Annotated in this window: 14 protein-coding genes and 1 tRNA gene; 5 read left to right on the top strand and 10 right to left on the bottom strand. The window is 64.1% G+C overall.

Annotation, left to right across the window (positions count from 1 at the left end; genetic code table 11):
* Positions 1-343: 343 nt before the first annotated feature.
* Positions 344-1,129: an SDR family NAD(P)-dependent oxidoreductase gene (locus UNPF46_RS15270; protein WP_100177034.1), complete on the bottom strand. Its 786-nt coding sequence runs from the start codon at positions 1,127-1,129 to the stop codon at positions 344-346.
* Between the two features lie 134 nt (positions 1,130-1,263).
* Between UNPF46_RS15270 and UNPF46_RS15265 the strand changes: the two genes are divergently transcribed.
* Entirely contained in the window at positions 1,264-1,962 is a 699-nt protein-coding gene (locus tag UNPF46_RS15265) for a histidine phosphatase family protein (protein ID WP_174718911.1), read from the top strand.
* 70 nt (positions 1,963-2,032) lie between these two features.
* Positions 2,033-2,800 (top strand): SDR family NAD(P)-dependent oxidoreductase, encoded by a 768-nt coding sequence (locus tag UNPF46_RS15260; protein ID WP_100177032.1) that lies wholly within the window; start codon positions 2,033-2,035, stop codon positions 2,798-2,800.
* Between the two features lie 154 nt (positions 2,801-2,954).
* Here UNPF46_RS15260 and UNPF46_RS15255 read toward each other — a convergent pair whose 3' ends face one another.
* Positions 2,955-4,178 (bottom strand): serine hydrolase domain-containing protein, encoded by a 1,224-nt coding sequence (locus UNPF46_RS15255; protein WP_142250528.1) that lies wholly within the window; start codon positions 4,176-4,178, stop codon positions 2,955-2,957.
* Between the two features lie 218 nt (positions 4,179-4,396).
* Here UNPF46_RS15255 and UNPF46_RS15250 point away from each other — a divergent pair, with 218 nt between their 5' ends.
* A complete protein-coding gene (locus UNPF46_RS15250; protein WP_246668660.1) occupies positions 4,397-5,011 on the top strand; it encodes a hypothetical protein in 615 nt (204 codons plus the stop codon).
* 97 nt (positions 5,012-5,108) lie between these two features.
* A tRNA-Trp gene (locus UNPF46_RS15245) sits at positions 5,109-5,184 on the top strand.
* Positions 5,185-5,321: 137 nt separating this feature from the next.
* On the opposite strand, the gene UNPF46_RS15240 is transcribed toward UNPF46_RS15245, so the two are convergent.
* From UNPF46_RS15240 to UNPF46_RS15230, 3 genes are all read right to left on the bottom strand, one after another.
* Entirely contained in the window at positions 5,322-6,083 is a 762-nt protein-coding gene (locus UNPF46_RS15240) for a glycosyltransferase family 2 protein (protein WP_100177030.1), read from the bottom strand.
* 144 nt (positions 6,084-6,227) lie between these two features.
* Positions 6,228-6,737, bottom strand: a complete 510-nt coding sequence (locus UNPF46_RS15235; RefSeq protein WP_100177029.1) for a hypothetical protein — start codon at positions 6,735-6,737, stop codon at positions 6,228-6,230.
* Positions 6,738-6,746: 9 nt separating this feature from the next.
* Positions 6,747-7,253 (bottom strand): hypothetical protein, encoded by a 507-nt coding sequence (locus tag UNPF46_RS15230; protein ID WP_100177028.1) that lies wholly within the window; start codon positions 7,251-7,253, stop codon positions 6,747-6,749.
* A gap of 155 nt (positions 7,254-7,408) precedes the next feature.
* On the opposite strand from UNPF46_RS15230, the gene UNPF46_RS15225 reads away from it, so the two are divergent.
* Complete coding sequence (locus tag UNPF46_RS15225) at positions 7,409-9,070, top strand: hypothetical protein (protein ID WP_142250534.1); 1,662 nt, start codon at positions 7,409-7,411, stop codon at positions 9,068-9,070.
* On the opposite strand, the gene UNPF46_RS15220 is transcribed toward UNPF46_RS15225, so the two are convergent.
* From UNPF46_RS15220 to UNPF46_RS15200, 5 genes are all read right to left on the bottom strand, one after another.
* A complete protein-coding gene (locus UNPF46_RS15220) occupies positions 9,060-10,094 on the bottom strand; it encodes a Gfo/Idh/MocA family protein (protein ID WP_100177026.1) in 1,035 nt (344 codons plus the stop codon). The genes UNPF46_RS15225 and UNPF46_RS15220 overlap by 11 nt on opposite strands.
* A 13-nt stretch (positions 10,095-10,107) precedes the next feature.
* Positions 10,108-11,301, bottom strand: coding sequence for a class I SAM-dependent methyltransferase (locus UNPF46_RS15215; protein WP_100177025.1), 1,194 nt, complete (start codon positions 11,299-11,301; stop codon positions 10,108-10,110).
* Positions 11,294-12,511, bottom strand: coding sequence for a class I SAM-dependent methyltransferase (locus UNPF46_RS15210; protein WP_100177024.1), 1,218 nt, complete (start codon positions 12,509-12,511; stop codon positions 11,294-11,296). Before UNPF46_RS15210 ends, UNPF46_RS15215 begins: the two co-directional genes overlap by 8 nt.
* 210 nt (positions 12,512-12,721) lie before the next feature.
* Positions 12,722-15,010: a hypothetical protein gene (locus UNPF46_RS15205; RefSeq protein WP_246668658.1), complete on the bottom strand. Its 2,289-nt coding sequence runs from the start codon at positions 15,008-15,010 to the stop codon at positions 12,722-12,724.
* A gap of 28 nt (positions 15,011-15,038) precedes the next feature.
* Entirely contained in the window at positions 15,039-16,043 is a 1,005-nt protein-coding gene (locus tag UNPF46_RS15200) for a lysylphosphatidylglycerol synthase transmembrane domain-containing protein (protein ID WP_246668657.1), read from the bottom strand.
* Positions 16,044-16,072: the final 29 nt, after the last annotated feature.

Genomic DNA, 16,072 nt, shown 5'->3' with positions numbered 1-16,072 from the left:
CCGGGATGTCCTGGCTACACCTGTATGCCGCTGTGCAGCTTCTTGTTACGCAGGATTCGCACAGTGGACCGCGGGTGCCAGCCGGCACCCGGTCTTCCCTGCGCCCTCTCCATTCAAGAGGGCGAAGAGACCAAGCAAAACTCGGGCGAGATGCGCCGCGAGGCTGATCAATCATGTGTATCGATGAACAACGGTCTCGTGCCCCGGACGCAGCGCAGCGCCTCTTTAGCGGTGCGCTGCAGAGCCGGGGCCCATGCGGCAACGCGTGCTGTGGCCCCGCTGGGTCCCGGCTCTGCGCAGCAGCGTAAGAACGCTGCAGCGCGTCCGGGACACGAGATTGCTGCTACACCGGCTTGCCCGTATACGGCATCGACGCCGTCAGGCCGCCATCAACCGGGAAGGCCTGCCCATTCACATACGAGGCTTCGTCGCTCGCCAAGAACAATCCCATCGCCGCGAGCTCGTGCGGCTGTCCGGGGCGCTTCAGCGGATTGAGCTGGCCGATCTTGTCCTGGGTGCCGCGCTCCTTGGCGCGGTCGAAGATCGGCTTGGTCATGCCGGTCTCGATCAGGCCCGGGCACACCGCGTTGATGCGCACGCCGGTGCCGGTGAGCGAATACGCGGTGGTCTGCACCAGGCTGATCACGCCGGCCTTGCTCGCGGCATAGGGATGTCCGCTGGCACCGGCCTTGAGACCCGCGACGGAGGCGGTCAGCACGATGGCGCCGGACTGCTGCTTCACCATGTGGGGCATCGCGTGCTTCACCGCGAGGAACGGCCCGATCAGATTGATGCGCAAGATCTCCTGCCAATGTTCCACGGTCTGCTCGGGAATTGGAACAAGGCCGCCGGAGATGCCGGCATTGGCCCAGATCACGTCGAGTCGGCCATGTGTTGCGACGGCCTTCTCGATCACGGCGATGACGTCCTTTTCGGAGCCCGCATCGGCGATCATGGCTTCCGCGACGCCGCCGGCTTTTTTGATCTCTTCGACCGTCTCCTTCACCGCCTCGGTGCGATCGACCGCGATCAGCCTTGCGCCCTCCCTGGTGAACAGCAGCGCAGCCGCACGGCCGATGCCGCTGCCGGCGCCGGTGATGATGACGGATTTGCCTTGCAGACGGCCCATGCGTTTCTCCCTGTGGTGCCTCGCGCGACGCTTGCCGCGCGACGGAATTTCAAACAAGATTTCAAACGGTAAAGTGTCTTGAGACACGTTGCCTCCTGACGTACAGCGACATCAAACGGGATGGAAGGGTTTCGATGGCAGGCGCAGACAAGCCCAATGTGGTCACGACGCGGTGGTGGTGGGTCCGTCACGCGCCTGTGCGCAACGATGGCGGCAACATCTACGGGCAGAGCGATCTCGCCTGCGACACCAGCGACACCTACGTGTTCAATGCCGTTGCCAAGGTGCTGCCACGCAAGGCGGTCTGGTATTCGAGCAATCTGATGCGCACGCACCAGACCGCGGAAGCGATCTGGGCGGCCGGCTACCCGAAGCCTGCGTCGATGCCATGGGAAGCAGATCTCGCCGAGCAGAATCTCGGGAAGTGGCAGGGCATGAACCGCGCCGCATTCATCGCGAGCCGCCCCGTCGGCTCGAGCTGGTTTGCCGACATCAACGAGCCCGCGCCCGGCGGCGAAAGCTTCATGGATCTCTACAACCGCACGCGCCGCACCATCGAGCGCATCAACGGCGAGGCTGGTGGGCAGGACATCATCGCGGTCGCGCATGGCGGCACCATCAAGGCGGCGATCGGCCTCGCGCTCGACGGCCAGATCGAGCGGGCGCTGTCCTTCGACATCGACAATTGCTCGATCACGCGGCTCGATTATTTCGCAAGCCCTGAGCGCTCGGTCTGGCGGTTGCCGATGGTGAATCAGCAGCCCTGGATCGCGGACGATGCGCACGCGGCGATGCATCAGCTGGCCGGTCCGGAAGTCAAGAAGCTCGCCTGAGTAGCTCGCCATTCCGCGTTCGATGCTCTGCATCGCTCCGGAACATTAAAGATCAATCTGGGAGGAACACATGACCTTGTTCGACATGAAGGGGAAAGTCGCCGTCATCACGGGATCGACGCGCGGTATCGGGCTTGCGATCGCCGAGCGCATGGCCGAGCACGGCGCCAAGGTCGTGATCTCCTCGCGCAAGGCCGACGTCTGCGAGCAGGTCGCCAAGGGCATCAACGACAAGTTTGGCAAGGGCACCGCGGTCGCGATCGCCGCGAACATCTCCTCGAAGGAGAACCTGCAAAATCTCGTCGACGAGAGCAACCGCGCCTTCGGCAAGATCGACGTGCTGGTCTGCAACGCCGCCTCGAACCCGTATTACGGCCCGCTCGCCGGCATCTCCGACGATCAGTTCCGGAAGATCCTGGACAACAACATCGTCGCCAACAACTGGCTGATCTCGATGGTGGTGCCGCAGATGATCGAGCGCAAGGACGGCTCCATCATCATCGTCTCCTCGATCGGCGGCCTCAAGGGCTCGACCATCCTCGGCGCCTACGCGATCTCGAAGGCCGCCGACATGCAGCTCGCGCGCAACCTGGCTTGCGAATACGGCAAGCACAACATCCGCGTGAACTGCATCGCGCCCGGCCTGATCAAGACCGACTTTGCCAAGGCGCTGTGGGACAATCCGGAGAATCTGAAGGCCTCGACCGCGCGCTCGCCGCTCTTGCGCATCGGTATCCCCGACGAGATCGCAGGCGCGGCCGTGTTCCTGGGCTCGAAGGCCGGCGACTTCATGACCGGCCAGACCATGGTGATCGACGGCGGCGCGACGATCAGTTGATGGTCGCTCTCGTGTCCCGGACGCGGCGCAGCACGAAGTGCTGCTCCGCAGAGCCGGGACCCAGAAGGCCAAGCACGAGATCGTAGAGATATGGGCCCCGGCTCAGCGCCGCACCGCTACGCGCTGCGTCGCGTCCGGGGCACGAGAGCGGAGACTACTCCACCGCCGCGTAAACCAGATCCCGCACCAGGGTCCGCGTGTAGTCGCGCTGGCCCGGGCCCTGGCTCATGAACACCGCGAACAGATCCTCCTTCGGATCGATCCAGAAGAACGTGCCGGCGATGCCGCTCCAGAAATACTGGCCGACGCTGCCGGGGAAGGGCGCGATGCCGGCCTCGCGGCGCACGGCGAAGCCGAGACCGAAGCCGTGGCCGGGCGCGAGCAGGGTGCCGTTGATCTGAACCTGCGGCCCGAGATGATCGGATGCCATCAGCTCCAGCGTCTTGCGGCCGATGATCCTGTTGCCGTCGAGCGTGCCGCCGTTGCGCAGCATCAGGCAGAAGCGGGCATAGTCCATCGTCGTCGAAACGAGACCGCCGCCGCCGGACTCCATCACCGGCTGCTCGAGCATGTTGAACAGCGCGACCTTGTCGCCGGTCCAGGGATCGGCCGCGAACGGCTCGGCGAGCCTGCCCGCGTTGGCCTCGCTGGTCGAGAAGCCGGTCTCGGCCATCTGCAGCGGTGCGAGCACGCGCTCGGTGAGGAACGTGCCGAGCGACTTGCCGCTGACGACTTCGATGATGCGGCCGAGGATGTCGGTGGAGCGGCTGTAGTTGAACTCCGCGCCGGGCTGGCAGACCAGCGGGAAGCTCGCCACCAATGCGGCATGCTCGGCATTGGTGATCTTGCGGCTGCGGACGCGGGAGTCCTGGTAGAGCTTGTGCACGGGGCCGTCGCCCTGATGCTCGTAGGTGAGCCCCGAGGTGTGGCGGAGCAGGTCCTGCACGGTCATCGGCCGCGACGGCGGCACCAGGTCCAGCTTGCCGTCCTTCACGATTCCGACCTGCTGGCTCGCAAATTCCGGGATGAATTTTGCGACGGCGTCGCTGAGCAGGAGGTGGCCGTCCTCGACCAGCGCCATGATGGCGACCGAGACGATCGGCTTGGTCATCGAGAAGATCCGGAAGATCGAATCCCGCGTCATCGGCGCGTCGGCCGCCGGGCTCTGCTTGCCGAGCGCCTCGAACCAGCCGACCTGGCCGCCTCTTGCCACCAGCACGGTGGCGCCGGGAATGGTTCCCTTGTCGATCTCGCGCTTGAAGGCGTCCGACATGGCCTGAAGCCGCGGCCGCGACAGCCCGAGCGTCTCCGGGCGGGCCTCCGGCAGTGGTGGGGTGGAGGCTGTGGAGGTGGCTATGGTGGCAGCTTGGGCGGTCATGGAGGCTCCCGGACTCTTGTTTTTGGTTGACCGGGAAAGTGTGGCTCAGGCGTCCTGAGAAGAACAGATGCATTCGGCGTGGTGACATCTGCAGCGGACGCTCAGCATTGGGCCTTGCGCACGGAAATACAATTCGGGGTAGACAATAGCGGACGAAACACCCTATCTCTGGCGCGGGCTGAACTTGGGACTACGAGGACAGGGGGCGTTCATTGAAAGTGCTGCTGGGGCTGGCGCGCATGGTCGCGCTGGGCGGGTTGCTTGTGCTTGCGGGCTGCGTAACCGCCAATAATTCCCTCTCGCAGAGCGACGTCGCCAGCATGAAGCTGGCTGGCGTTGCGGTCAGTTTTGCACCGGACGCACGCATCCAGTGGGAGGACGGTCTCCGCGCCTATGCGGACGCGAAGGCGGTCAGTCTGGAACAGGTGGCCACGATGGCCGACACCCCGGATGTCAAGGCCTTCGAGCAGGGCCTGCTGACGCCGCGGATCAAGGCCGGCGTCGAGCAGGTCCTGGCCGCCCGGCTGGCGGGCACGCGGCCGGTGCGGCTGGACATCCGGGTGAAGAGCCTGCTGTTCCCGTCGGCCATCCAGCGTGTCGTGATCGGCGGCCATCGCGGCATGATCGCGGACGCCAACCTCGTCGATGCCCGAACCGGCGCGCTGATCGTCGCCTATCCCGAGCTGAACGCATCGCTCTATACCGGGCAGGGGATCGTCGGGGCGGCGGTGCAGGCCGCTATCGACAATAACGCGACGCAAACCCCGGTGGACAAGGTGAGCGTGCGCTACGGGGAAATCTACCGGAACTGGCTGCTGAAGGATGGGGCCTAGCGCGAACTGCGCATATGGCGCTCGCTTCGCTCTTGCAATCCGGCCGCCCCCTGTGCTTGAAAGCGGCCTGATCCGAAGCGGCGACGCAAGGGTCTGTAGGAGTGTAGCTCAATTGGTAGAGCACCGGTCTCCAAAACCGGGGGTCGCAGGTTCGAGCCCTGCCACTCCTGCCAGTAAAATCAACCACTTAAGTCAGATGCTGGCAGGATAGGGACGGGGCGTCCCGCGGACGAATCGCCACGCGTGGGCCATCTCACCAAGTGTGAGCCTATCCGCTCCAAGTCCGGGGTCGGCAGAGGCCGGGCGGCGCCTAGCGCGCCGGGGCCCGCTCCGCATCGTCGGGAATTTGGCTGAGATCGACGTGCCGGATGGGAACACGGCGCAGCAGCGAGACGATGGTGCCGCCGAGCTCGAAATAGGTGCGCAGCCGCAGCGCGCGGGAGGAGCCCTTCAGCTCCGCATTCAGGCTCACGGGCACCTGGACATAGGTGAGGCCGAGCTGGAGCAGGGAGATCAGGGCGCAGATCTGATAGCCATAGCCGTCGGCCTTGACCGCGATCTGGCGCAGCCATTTCACGGGGTAGACGATCATGCTGTGGTAGTCGGACAGCCAGAAGCCGAACAGGCAGTTCAGGATGAACCGCAGCGAGTGCGACTGCAACGAGCGGTTGACCGAGCGGTCCGACTGGTTGTCGCGATAGGTAATGACGAGATCCGCGGCGCCCGCCGCCTTGAACATCCGGGCAATACCCTCGTTCTGAAAGGCGTGGTCGCCGGGAATGAGCGTGATGGCATCGAATTTCGCGCGCGAGAGGGCGTATTCGAAGCCGGCGCCGACACCGCGCCGCTCGGGGTTATGGTGCACGATGATGCGGGGCTCGCTGGCCGCGAACTCGTCCATGATCGCGCCGGTGGCATCGGTGCTGCCGTCGTCGATCAGGAAAATCTCGAAGTCGTCGAGCAGCTCGCGGGCGAGCGGCAGCACGCCGTCGATGGTGTCGGCGATCTTGTCCTGCTCGTTCAGTGCAGGGATGACGATCGTAAGCCGTTTTGCCGCCCTGGAAGGTGTCATTTCATGCCGCCCGCTGCAGGCCACTCTTTTACTGGTGGAACCCTGGCGCAACTCTAGGTCATCCGGGCTGAGCGAACAATAAGGGCCCCGCAGATATGCCCTGCACAACCAGCAGGAAACCGGCGATCTGTGTGTTTCCAGCAACTAGTCGGAGGAAAAATCGTAAAGACTGGTGTCGCCGATGCCGAAGGCGCGGCGCAACTGTCCGACGCGGCCTGCCATGGTCCGGCCCGCCGCTGTCGCGGCGAAGTGCGATCCGACCGGCTCGACCAGGCCGCTGTCGACCAGGCTTCCAATTCGTCCCTGGAACAGAGCTGGAACCTGCCGTTCGACGATGTCGGAAAGCGGAGCCTTCCGCTCGGACCGGCCGACGAGGCCAAGCAGAATGTCCAGCGAGACCGATTTGTACACAGCGCCAAAAGCGAAGACATAGCCCATGACGAAAAATCCGAAAATCGAAGCTGCGTCCCAATACTGAAATTGCGCGACGACCAAAACCCCGAGCATCACGCCGAGACCATGGGTGATGATCGCGGCGATCGCGAGCAGGGTCACGGGTGCAACGGTCCATCCGCGCGCGCGGGCCATCAGCTGCAAGGCGGGCGACAGCAGGGCGAAGGTGACGGCGGCGAGGAATCCGACAACGAAGGACATCGTGACCGCTCACCCGAGGCCGGTCGACAGACGAACGAATTTGACGAGACGCGCGACCGCCACGCCCTTCGTCGTCGGAGCCAGCTTGCCGTCTGCGATGGTCAACATCCCCGCGCCGACCAGGAGTTTCAGGCGATTGTGCGTGAATGTGCCGAGATCGCCGCCCTGCATGTAGGCCACGGCCCATTGCTCCAGGGTGAGGGGACGCCCGGCCTTGTCGAGGGCCGTGAGCAGCGTCAGGGTGAAGCCCCAGGCCAGCAGGCTGAACAGGATGTAGAAAAACATCATCGCCGTCGCCAGCAGGAACAGGCCGCCAATGACGTCGTCGAGATGGCGTTGACCGGGAAGCGCGATGCAGGCGATCGCGTAGAGGGTCATGAGGCTGGCGCAGGCGAGCCGGTAGCGGCGACCGGATCCGCCGGTGGCGGCGATACGCGCGTAGCACAGCAACAGCAGCGGCAGCACAGCGCTGAGACCAATCGCAGCGGCTTGCGCGGGGCCCGGTAGCATGTTCATTGCGGAAAATCGTCCCGGACGCCTCTCAGGCCCAGCCAGTGCAGGAGTCTATAGGAGGTCGCATTTTTCCGGTCAAGGGAGCCCGTCATGGGCGCTCTTGCGGACCTCAACCGGGCGTGCAAATCCTTGTCGGCGATGCCGTTCCTCCCTCCGAGATGTCTCCATTGCTGCGTGCGATCATCGTCCTCCTCGTCGTGCTGTTGGCTGCGCACGCACCGATGCTCCTCAACGACGGTCTCTTCATGGACGACTGGCTCGTGCTCAAGCCGCGTCCGGACTATTTCATCGACATCGATTTCCTGCTGAACGGCGCCGGCCATCCGATATTCTACAGCTACGACACGTTCGCGAACTGGACCGGTGCCCCGATCGCCGTGATGGTATCGCTCGCGGTTGCCGGAATTGTCCTCGGGGCAATATCGTTCGCGCTGACCGCAACGCGTCTCGGTCTGCTCGACCGCGCCGAGGCGGTCGGTTTGGCGCTGATCGTCTGGACCTATCCCGGCTACCAGCTCTGGGCGGGCAAGGCGAACGCGGTCTACGTCTTCAGCTTCGGACTGTTGTTCATCGGTGCCTGGCTATTGACGCTGGCCTTCGCCGCAAGCGGCCTGCAGCGCGTGCTGCTTCGCATCGCCTGCGCCCTCGTGTTTCTGCTGAGCTTTGCGCTCAACTCGACGATCGTGCTCTATGCCTTCGTGATGCTCGGTCTGTTCGTTGCGATATGGCGGGGCGGCGACGCGTCGGACGGCTTCGTTCGCCGCACATGGCTCGCATCCTGGCGCTGTGCCCTCGGCTATCCGGAGTTGGTGCTGCTGCCTCTGATCTACTGGGGCTCGCTCAACATCTGGTTCAAGCGGATCGGCGTCTATGCACAGCACTATGACGCGCATTTCCCGACCTTGCGGGAGCTGGCTGGGGGATGGCAGGCATTCTTCGCCGCGGCTTACCGGGACGTCCTGGCCCATGCGGTGCGCGCGGCGATCACCGTCCCGACGATCTTCATTTTGGCGGCGGTGCTCGTCGGCATCGTCTTGCTGCTGCTGCGTTCCGACATCAAGCCGACCACGTCCAGGCTCGGGATCCTCGCGCCGCTCGCGCTCGCCGCAATCTTGTTTCTCGCATTGTCGTCGCCCTATCTGATCGCCGGCCTGCGGCCGTCGTCCACGCATTTCTACGAGAGCCGTCACCTGCTGATGTTCGGCGTGCCGTCGGCACTGGCGCTTCTCGCATTCAAGCGGCAGGCCGAACGCTGGACCGCTCCCGGCGTCGCCTTTGCGGTCGTGTTCGGAGGGGGCCTCATCCTGTCGATCGGCATGCTGTGGAGCGACTACGTCTTCATGCAGGCGAGAACGTTGAAGCAGGAGGCCCTGGAGCGCAATCTTGCCGGCCGGGTCCAGCCGGCAGCGACGGTCTACGCGCTCGACGACGGTTTCTTCGATTATCCGTCGCGGCACGTGCCGTTCGGTCTCGCCGAGGTCACCGGCATGCTGCGTCTCGCCTGGGGCAATCAGCCGTTCTTCGGATTTGCACTGCGCGCCGAGCGGCCCGACATCCTGCGGAGAATGGACGAGGCGCGGAAGGCGCCGGGGAGTGCATTCCATCATTTCGATCCGACGGGGCCGCAGGCGACGATCTCGTTTCAGCCGGGACCGGGGGCCGCACCGAACCAGACCCTGGTGCGGAAGTACTACGCGTGCCGGCTGCTGGCGCGCTGCGATGTTGCAGAGTTCCTGGCTCAGCTTGCGCAGGTGACGATCAAGCTCGGACCGATCGCGGGCGTCCTGCCGATCGAAAAGGATGCAGCGCCTAGCCGCTAACCCGCCGTTGCCAGACGGCTTCCGCCAGCGCGATGTCGGTGACCGAATCCGCGCCGGAGGCCAGCGGGGCGCCTCGCGCGGTGACATCGGACACGAAGGCATCGGCCTGGCGCCGGAATGCCCAGCTCGTTTCACCGGTCAGGCGTGTGCTTTGACCATCGTGCTCGACAATGACCTCCGCCTCCTGCTCGGCAAAGGGGGGAGGCAATTCCAGCGTCACCGCGCCGCGCTCGAAGTCGATCGTCAGTCCCTCGCGCCAGGCACCGTCCGATCCGCTCACGAGATCCAGCGCGCAGGCGATGCCGTCGAAGTCGAGGATGATGCGCCCGGCACCCGAAGCCTCGATCTCGCTTTCGGCGACCGTCGGCGACGATCCCAGCAAATAGCGCGACAGATTGATGATGTGGCTGAAGACGTTCAGAAAGTTATCGTAGCCGGGACGCATCTCGCGCGGCATCCAGTCGGGACCATCCTGCCAGAGCTCGAGCCCGTCCGGACGCGCTTCGCCGGTCATCACGAAATTGTCCTGCGCGCGGCCCGTGTCGCCGCCGAAGCACCAGCCTCTTGCCCGGACGATGCGTCCGAGCGACTGGTCTTCGCGCAAGCGCGTCAGCACCTCCAGCGCCCGCGCCACACCGGCATCGTGACGCTTCATGTAGCCGATGCTGTAGACGAGGTCTTGCTGCCGCGCGGCGTCGACCAGCAATGCGGCCTGGGCCGTCGTGTAGGCCATCGGCTTTTCCGAGAGCACGTGCCGGCCGCTCTTCAGTGCGTCCAGCACGATCGGGCCGGTGGCACGGCGCTTGGTCACGACGACGACGGCGGACACCGCGCTGTCCGCCAGCAGCTCCCGGTGCGTGCCGTAAACCTTGGGAATGCCGAATTTCTGCGCCGCGGCGGCAGCCAAGTCCGGCCGGAGATCGGCGATCGCGACGACGCGGCAGGCGGGATTGGCAGCGAAATTGGCGAGGTGGCACATCTGGCCGACCATGCCCGTTCCGATGATGCCAATGCCTGGCCTCACTGGCTATGATCCCTCAGCGCTTCCGGACGACGAGGAAATGCGCCGGCTGTCCCCATGTGTTGATGAAGGCCGCATCCGACTGGGTGAGAGCGGTGACCGCGGCCGCGTCCCGCTGACCGATCGCGGCAAAGATGCGATGGAAACTGTCGAGCGTGGCGATGATGGCGTCGATGTCGGCCGCATCGTCGGCGAGAATGTCCGTGGACCGGATCGTCTCGCGCAGCGACGCGAGGCCCGCGATCACGCGCGGCAGGCTCTCGCCGAAGGGATTGTCGATCATGCCATCGACATCGAGAACCAGCGCTTCGATCGATGCCGAGATCGCCTGGACTGCATCGGCCTTGCCGACGAGATAAAGCTTTCGACCGCCGAGGAAGCTCAGGCGGCTGCGGTCGAGATGGCGTGCGGCGCGCCGCAGCTTGTCGTCACCGGATAGCACCTTCTTGTGCCAGTAGATGTCCAGGCTGTCGCGGTAGGCGGGCCACGCCGAATGGACGTCGAAACCCTGGTCATGCGCCGCCGTGCACAACGCGGTTGCGTCGAGGAAGTAGCGATACCGGACGAACGGATTTTCCAGCACGTCCATCAGCCAGGATTCGAAACTGCGGGTGTGCGGAATGCTGTTCCACTTCGGCTCGAACAGCGCCTTCGCGTTGTCGAGCGGGGCGCGACCGGTCAAGGCCTTGCCGGCTGCATGGATCGCCTTGAGCGTGAGCTCGAAGAAGCCGCCATAGCGCTCGTAGTAGGACACGACGGCGTAACCGTCCTGATTGAGCAGGCGCTGGAAGATGCCGAGCCATTTTTCGCTCGGCTGCACGGTGTAGATGAAGCCCTCGGCATCGATGATGTCGAAGCGGCGATCGCTGCGGAAGCCCTCGACATCGGCCAAAGCGAGCTCGCGCAGACGCTGAGTGAGGCTGAAATGCGCGAAGTAGGCTTCGATCTTCGGGTGTGCGAGCCGGTTCGGCTCGGCGAGCGTCATGTTCGCCCCCCAGCCGGCAAACACCAGCGCGTTCTCGCCGGAATCGGGGCCGAACTCGAGCACCTCGGCATCGCGGAACAGCCTGGGCGGCAACACCAGCTTGTCCGAAAACAACTCGCGCCGCTGGCCGGCGTAGGCCTCGAGCTCGGCGGACGACTTGAAATTGCCGAACGTCGGCAGAACGTCCTGACGTTCGTAATAGTTGAAGAGCTTGTCCTCAGCCATGCCGCGACCTTAGCGACGCCTCGAGGCGATCGAGCTCGCTCCAGATATCGTTTGGCGCGAAGATCGAAACGATCTCGAGCGGACGCTTCACGCTCTCGCGCAGCCGGCTGGAGACCTTGGCTTCGTTCTCTTCGTTCACTGCCAGGAGACAGACGAGCGGCCCGGACTTGCCGGCGAGATCCTCTGGCGCGCGGATCGGAATGCCGGTGCCGGGCAGGAACAGCCCCTGGCGCTCCTTCTGGTCATCGACCGAGAGGTCGACGAGATCCGCGAGCTCATGGGCGTTGGTGAAGGTGCAGGCGCGGCAGCCGGCGCCGTAGATGGCGATCTCGGCACCGTTGGCGCGGGCCTTTGCCAGAACAGGCCGCAAGCGCGCGCCGTACTCACGCGCGCGCTGACCGAATTTCTCGCCGACGCCGGACGGCGCAGGTGGCGCCGTCACGGCGCCCTTGGCACGGCGGGCTGCGATCGCGAGGGTCCCGCCGCTGAAATTGTATTTCTTCACCGACACGGCCTCGAAGCCGTGGCGCGCCAGCAGCGCGAGCAGGGTCGGCTCGGTGAAATAGCTGACGTGCTCTTCCCAGAGGACGGAGAGGTCTCCCACCGCCGAGCCCGGGGCGAAATCGGGCACGTCGATGAACAGCAGTCCGTCGTCACTGAGCGCGATCTTCACGCAGTCGAAGAAGTTCTCGAAATCGACGATGTGCTCCAGCACCTGGCGCGATATGACGAGGTCGAACTTGCCGGACTGAGCGACAGCATCGTGGGCCATCTCCGGGCTCAGCATGTCGGCATAGACCTTGATGCCGCGCTCGCGGGCGATCTTGCCCGAGACCGGATTGGGCTCGACGCCGACCATGACCTTGGTGCCGCGCTCGCGCAGCTTGTCCATGAACAGGCCGTCGTTGCATCCGATCTCGAACACCGACTGATGCTTGGAGAATTTCGCGATGGTGTCGAGCTCGTCCGCCTGATGCGGCTCCGGCTTCCAGCTGCTGAAATTGTAGTTGAACTGCCGGTACAGAATCTCGGGATCGATCGGCTTGACGATCTGAGGCAGGCCGCAATCGCCGCAGGCCAGTACGTCGAACGGATAGCGTTCCTCCTGCTCGTTTCGGCTATGCCGAAGTCGATGCGCAATCGGCATCAGTCCGAGGTCGATGACCGGACGCAGGTTGGTCGAGTGGCAAAGGCGGCAATGGTCGGTCACGGTTTCAGCTCTTTGCAGGAAAACAGGGGAACGTCGGCGCCCCGAGGCGATACGCGGCGCAGTTGAAGCCTATATAGCCCCGCAGGCCGTGCCACAATTCTTAAGTTGGCCCGGGCAGGCCATTCACAAGCCTGGCGCCACTCTCGAGCTGGTACCCCTTGGCCTTCGTTTGGGCTCTTGCTTCCCGACATGCGCGGAACCGGCTGGGACCTAGTGACAGGTCATGAGCTGATCGAGGGCCGTGATGTCCGCTCGCTGGCCGTTGGGAGACAGGCGGTGCTTCACCACCTCGAACGGCTCGATCCCATAGGCCTGGCGATAGATGTCTTTCGATCTCGTCCGTAGCGCAGATATCCCGGCCTCGGCTTCGGGGCTCAGCGGCTGTCCGCCATCCCTCCACGTCAACAGCCAGTAGTTCGGGGTCTCGCTATGCAAAGCGAACCGTTTCTCCAGCTCAGCGCTCTGAAAGACGTCAGAGAAGCCGTTGAGCCAGAAATCGCAATTCTGCTTCAGAACATAGAACAGCTTGACGCCAAGTGATCGAAGGGTGGCCTCGGCCCTATCGGCAGTCCCAAGTGCGATGCTCTTGAAATTGCGCGCGACGTCGCTCTGATAGGTATGGATGATCTTGCCGCGCGTGAGCAGCGGCGAGAAATAGCAGGGCACCATCGCGCGGTATCCGTTCAGCGCGAGAATCCGATCGGAGCCCGTGGATTGCTGCAGCTCGTCACAGCGCTGCCAGTTCAGGCTGACCCGGGGCATCTGGATGAGAGAGCGTCCGCCTGCAAAGGCGATGGCTCCGTCATCCCTGAAGCTCTGCCAGGGAAACCAGATCGTCATCCAGGCGCAAGCGGCAAGCAGCGCCAGGATGGCGACATGGGGTGCAAAGCGCCCGGCGAATATGGCCGGGACCAGCCGCCGCACGATGACCAGCCCCCAGCAGGCAATCGCGGCGGCCGCGAGCGGGAACAGCGCGTTGACGTGAATGGACAGCCTGATCAGGCTCGGAATATTCAGCGTCATGTCCAGCAGCCGCACGCTGGCGACGTAGGCGATAACGATGAAAACGCCGGCGATACTGGGCAGGGGACGCGATTTCGTGACGCCGGTGCGATCCGGAAACAACTTCGAATCGAGGAAAGAGATCGCGCAAGTCGTCGCCGCGATGAGAGCTGCAACCAGCACGACGGATTTGGCCTGCCTGATGAAGGCGACCACTCCCGACTTGCTGAGGAAATCGCTGACCTCCAGCGACTGCGCCAGCACGAAGAAATCAAGAATATCCAGGCTGCCGAACTGCGAGAAGCGCTCGACCGATGCGATCTTTCGAAAGAGCGAGTACGGGTTGGTGGCGGGGATTCCGAGATAGAGATAGTTGATGGAGAAGGCCAGGATGCACCCGGCAACCGCTCCAAACCCGAGCAACAGGCTGGTGACGAGGCCGGATCGGTCGCGCTGAAGAACCTTGGTGAAGGCGCCCAGCGACGAAATCAGGAACACGAACGCCGCATAGAGCGGATAGGAGGCGGCGACGGCAAGGCCGCAAATGCCGGCGGCCAGCCGGTCGCGGGCTTGGGACGATCGAATGACGACCAGCAGGAAATAGACGAAGAATGCCGCCGTCTGCAGATGGTACTTGCCGAACTCCATGATGTAGAGGCCAGCCTTGACGCTCGGCATCGTGCGGGGCCACGCAAGCCCGAGGATCGCCACGCCGAGCGCAATCGGTATCGCCGCGTCTTCCCAGCGGCGTCCGAGCGCCTGCAAGGGCAGAACGAGGCGGGCGAGCTCGAAAATCACCGCGCCGATGCCGACGAAGTAGAGAAACGAAACGATCTGGGCGACATGGGGCGGCAGGAACGTCGCCATCAACAGATGCAGCCCGTTGCCATGGCCGATCTCGAAGTCGGAGAAGATGGGGTTGTCGGGCGCCAGCCAGATGCTGTGATTTCTCGCGACTTCTGCAAGATACGGGGCGTAGAGCTGCTGGACGTCGGTCGAAATGACGTCGGGTATGACCGCACGGTCGAGGAACACCGTCGCCAGTAGCCAAAGCCCCATCAGCGATGTTGCGACCAGCGGCAGGGTCACCGCGGGCTTCTGCGGCGTGCCGAAGCTGCGGCTATCCCACAGCAGCACCACGGTCGCACATCCGAGAACGATTTGCGGGTACAGGATCGAAAGTGCGCCGAAGCCAAATCCCGTCAGAATGAGCGCGGCTGCGCCGACAAAGAACTCGTCGACGCGCTGAGTGGGCTCGTGCTTGATGAGCGAGAACGTCAGGCGTCCGGTCGCCATGATGAGCCAGCCGAGATACGGCGTCAGGACGATCCAGGCGAGGACGTAAAATCGCGTCGTCCAACCGCCATCGAACAGCAGCGCACGGTAGGTCCCGGTTCGATTCACGAACCAGATGGAAAGCGCCGCGGGCACGAAGATGAGGACACGCGGCCACCACGTCTCGATGATGGCACGCAGACGCATCTCGCCGGCCGTCATCGTTTGATCTTGTCCAGAGGTGCTCATGCTAAACCGGCGCTGCATCCGTTCGTTCGGCGATGGCCCGCGCCTGGTCGGGGGTGAAGCCGGCGCGCTCGGGCGCGATCAGCCATACCAGCCCGCCGAACAGGCCGACGATCAGGCCGCCGAGGCCCAGCAAGACCGATATCGCGAGCGCCTTGTCGGATGCAATTCCAGCCAGACCAAGCGCGCCGACCATGGCGCCTTCGCGCACGCCCCAGCCTCCGATCGAGATCGGGACCGCGGAAGACAGGATGACGAGCGGAATCAGCACAAAGGCGCCGAGTGGGGAGAGTGGCGCTTGCAGTCCGACCGCAAGGACATAGCAGGTCGTGACGGTGATCAGGTGAACGACAATGGCCGATCCGATCAACGTGGCTCGCCCCTTCACCGCCAGCAACGGGGCTCTGACCAGCATCACGAACTGCACGACTTTGTCCGGCACGGTGGAGAGCAAGCGCGGTGGCCACCAATCCAGCGTCATGAGCGCGATTGCTCCGAGGCACGCAGCCGCCAGAGCACTCACGATCGCGAAAAGGAGCGAGCTGTCCCGGACGAGAGGCAGCAGGAACGGCATTCCCGAGAGGACGATGAGGCCGAGGGCCAGCAGGGCCAGGAAGCGATCGGCCACGATGCTGCCGATCGTTTGCGACCATTGCACACCCTGACGCCGCAGCATCCAGATCCGGACCGCATCGCCGCCCGCGGGCAATACCTGATTGAAAAAGGTGCTGACGATGAGAATGCGCCAGCCGGGCAGCCAACCGAGTGGCACGTTCATGGCGCGGAGGATCAGGATCCAGCGGTGGCAGAGGACGAAGGTCTGGGCGAACAGCAGCAGCACCGCAAGTGCCAGCACGCTCGGATCGACGGCAAGCAGATCCGTTTTCAGGGACGACAGGTCCTGGCTACGCAACAGCAACACCAGGATCCCGATCGACACCGCGAACTTGACCAGGGTAACCATTGCTTTTGCTGGCGGCTTCATCGGCTGGTGTTCGTCCTCGATCATTCACGGGTGGGATCGTCGAGCAGCGATAG

The sequence above is a fragment of the Bradyrhizobium sp. UNPF46 genome, assembly GCF_006658625.1.
In the GTDB taxonomy this organism is placed as follows: Bacteria; Pseudomonadota; Alphaproteobacteria; order Rhizobiales; family Xanthobacteraceae; genus Bradyrhizobium; species Bradyrhizobium nitroreducens.
This window is presented reverse-complemented; position numbering and strand designations above follow the sequence as displayed.

Bases quoted from the DNA above. Each gene is read 5' to 3' on its own strand.
- UNPF46_RS15270 (WP_100177034.1), bottom strand. From the start codon at position 1,129: ATGGGCCGTCTGCAAGGCAAATCCGTCATCATCACCGGCGCCGGCAGC.
- UNPF46_RS15265 (WP_174718911.1), top strand. From the start codon at position 1,264: ATGGCAGGCGCAGACAAGCCCAATGTGGTCACGACGCGGTGGTGGTGG.
- UNPF46_RS15260 (WP_100177032.1), top strand. From the start codon at position 2,033: ATGACCTTGTTCGACATGAAGGGGAAAGTCGCCGTCATCACGGGATCG.
- UNPF46_RS15255 (WP_142250528.1), bottom strand. From the start codon at position 4,178: ATGACCGCCCAAGCTGCCACCATAGCCACCTCCACAGCCTCCACCCCA.
- UNPF46_RS15240 (WP_100177030.1), bottom strand. From the start codon at position 6,083: ATGACACCTTCCAGGGCGGCAAAACGGCTTACGATCGTCATCCCTGCA.
- UNPF46_RS15235 (WP_100177029.1), bottom strand. From the start codon at position 6,737: ATGTCCTTCGTTGTCGGATTCCTCGCCGCCGTCACCTTCGCCCTGCTG.
- UNPF46_RS15230 (WP_100177028.1), bottom strand. From the start codon at position 7,253: ATGAACATGCTACCGGGCCCCGCGCAAGCCGCTGCGATTGGTCTCAGC.
- UNPF46_RS15225 (WP_142250534.1), top strand. From the start codon at position 7,409: ATGTCTCCATTGCTGCGTGCGATCATCGTCCTCCTCGTCGTGCTGTTG.
- UNPF46_RS15215 (WP_100177025.1), bottom strand. From the start codon at position 11,301: ATGGCTGAGGACAAGCTCTTCAACTATTACGAACGTCAGGACGTTCTG.
- UNPF46_RS15205 (WP_246668658.1), bottom strand. From the start codon at position 15,010: ATGACGGCCGGCGAGATGCGTCTGCGTGCCATCATCGAGACGTGGTGG.
- UNPF46_RS15200 (WP_246668657.1), bottom strand. From the start codon at position 16,043: ATGATCGAGGACGAACACCAGCCGATGAAGCCGCCAGCAAAAGCAATG.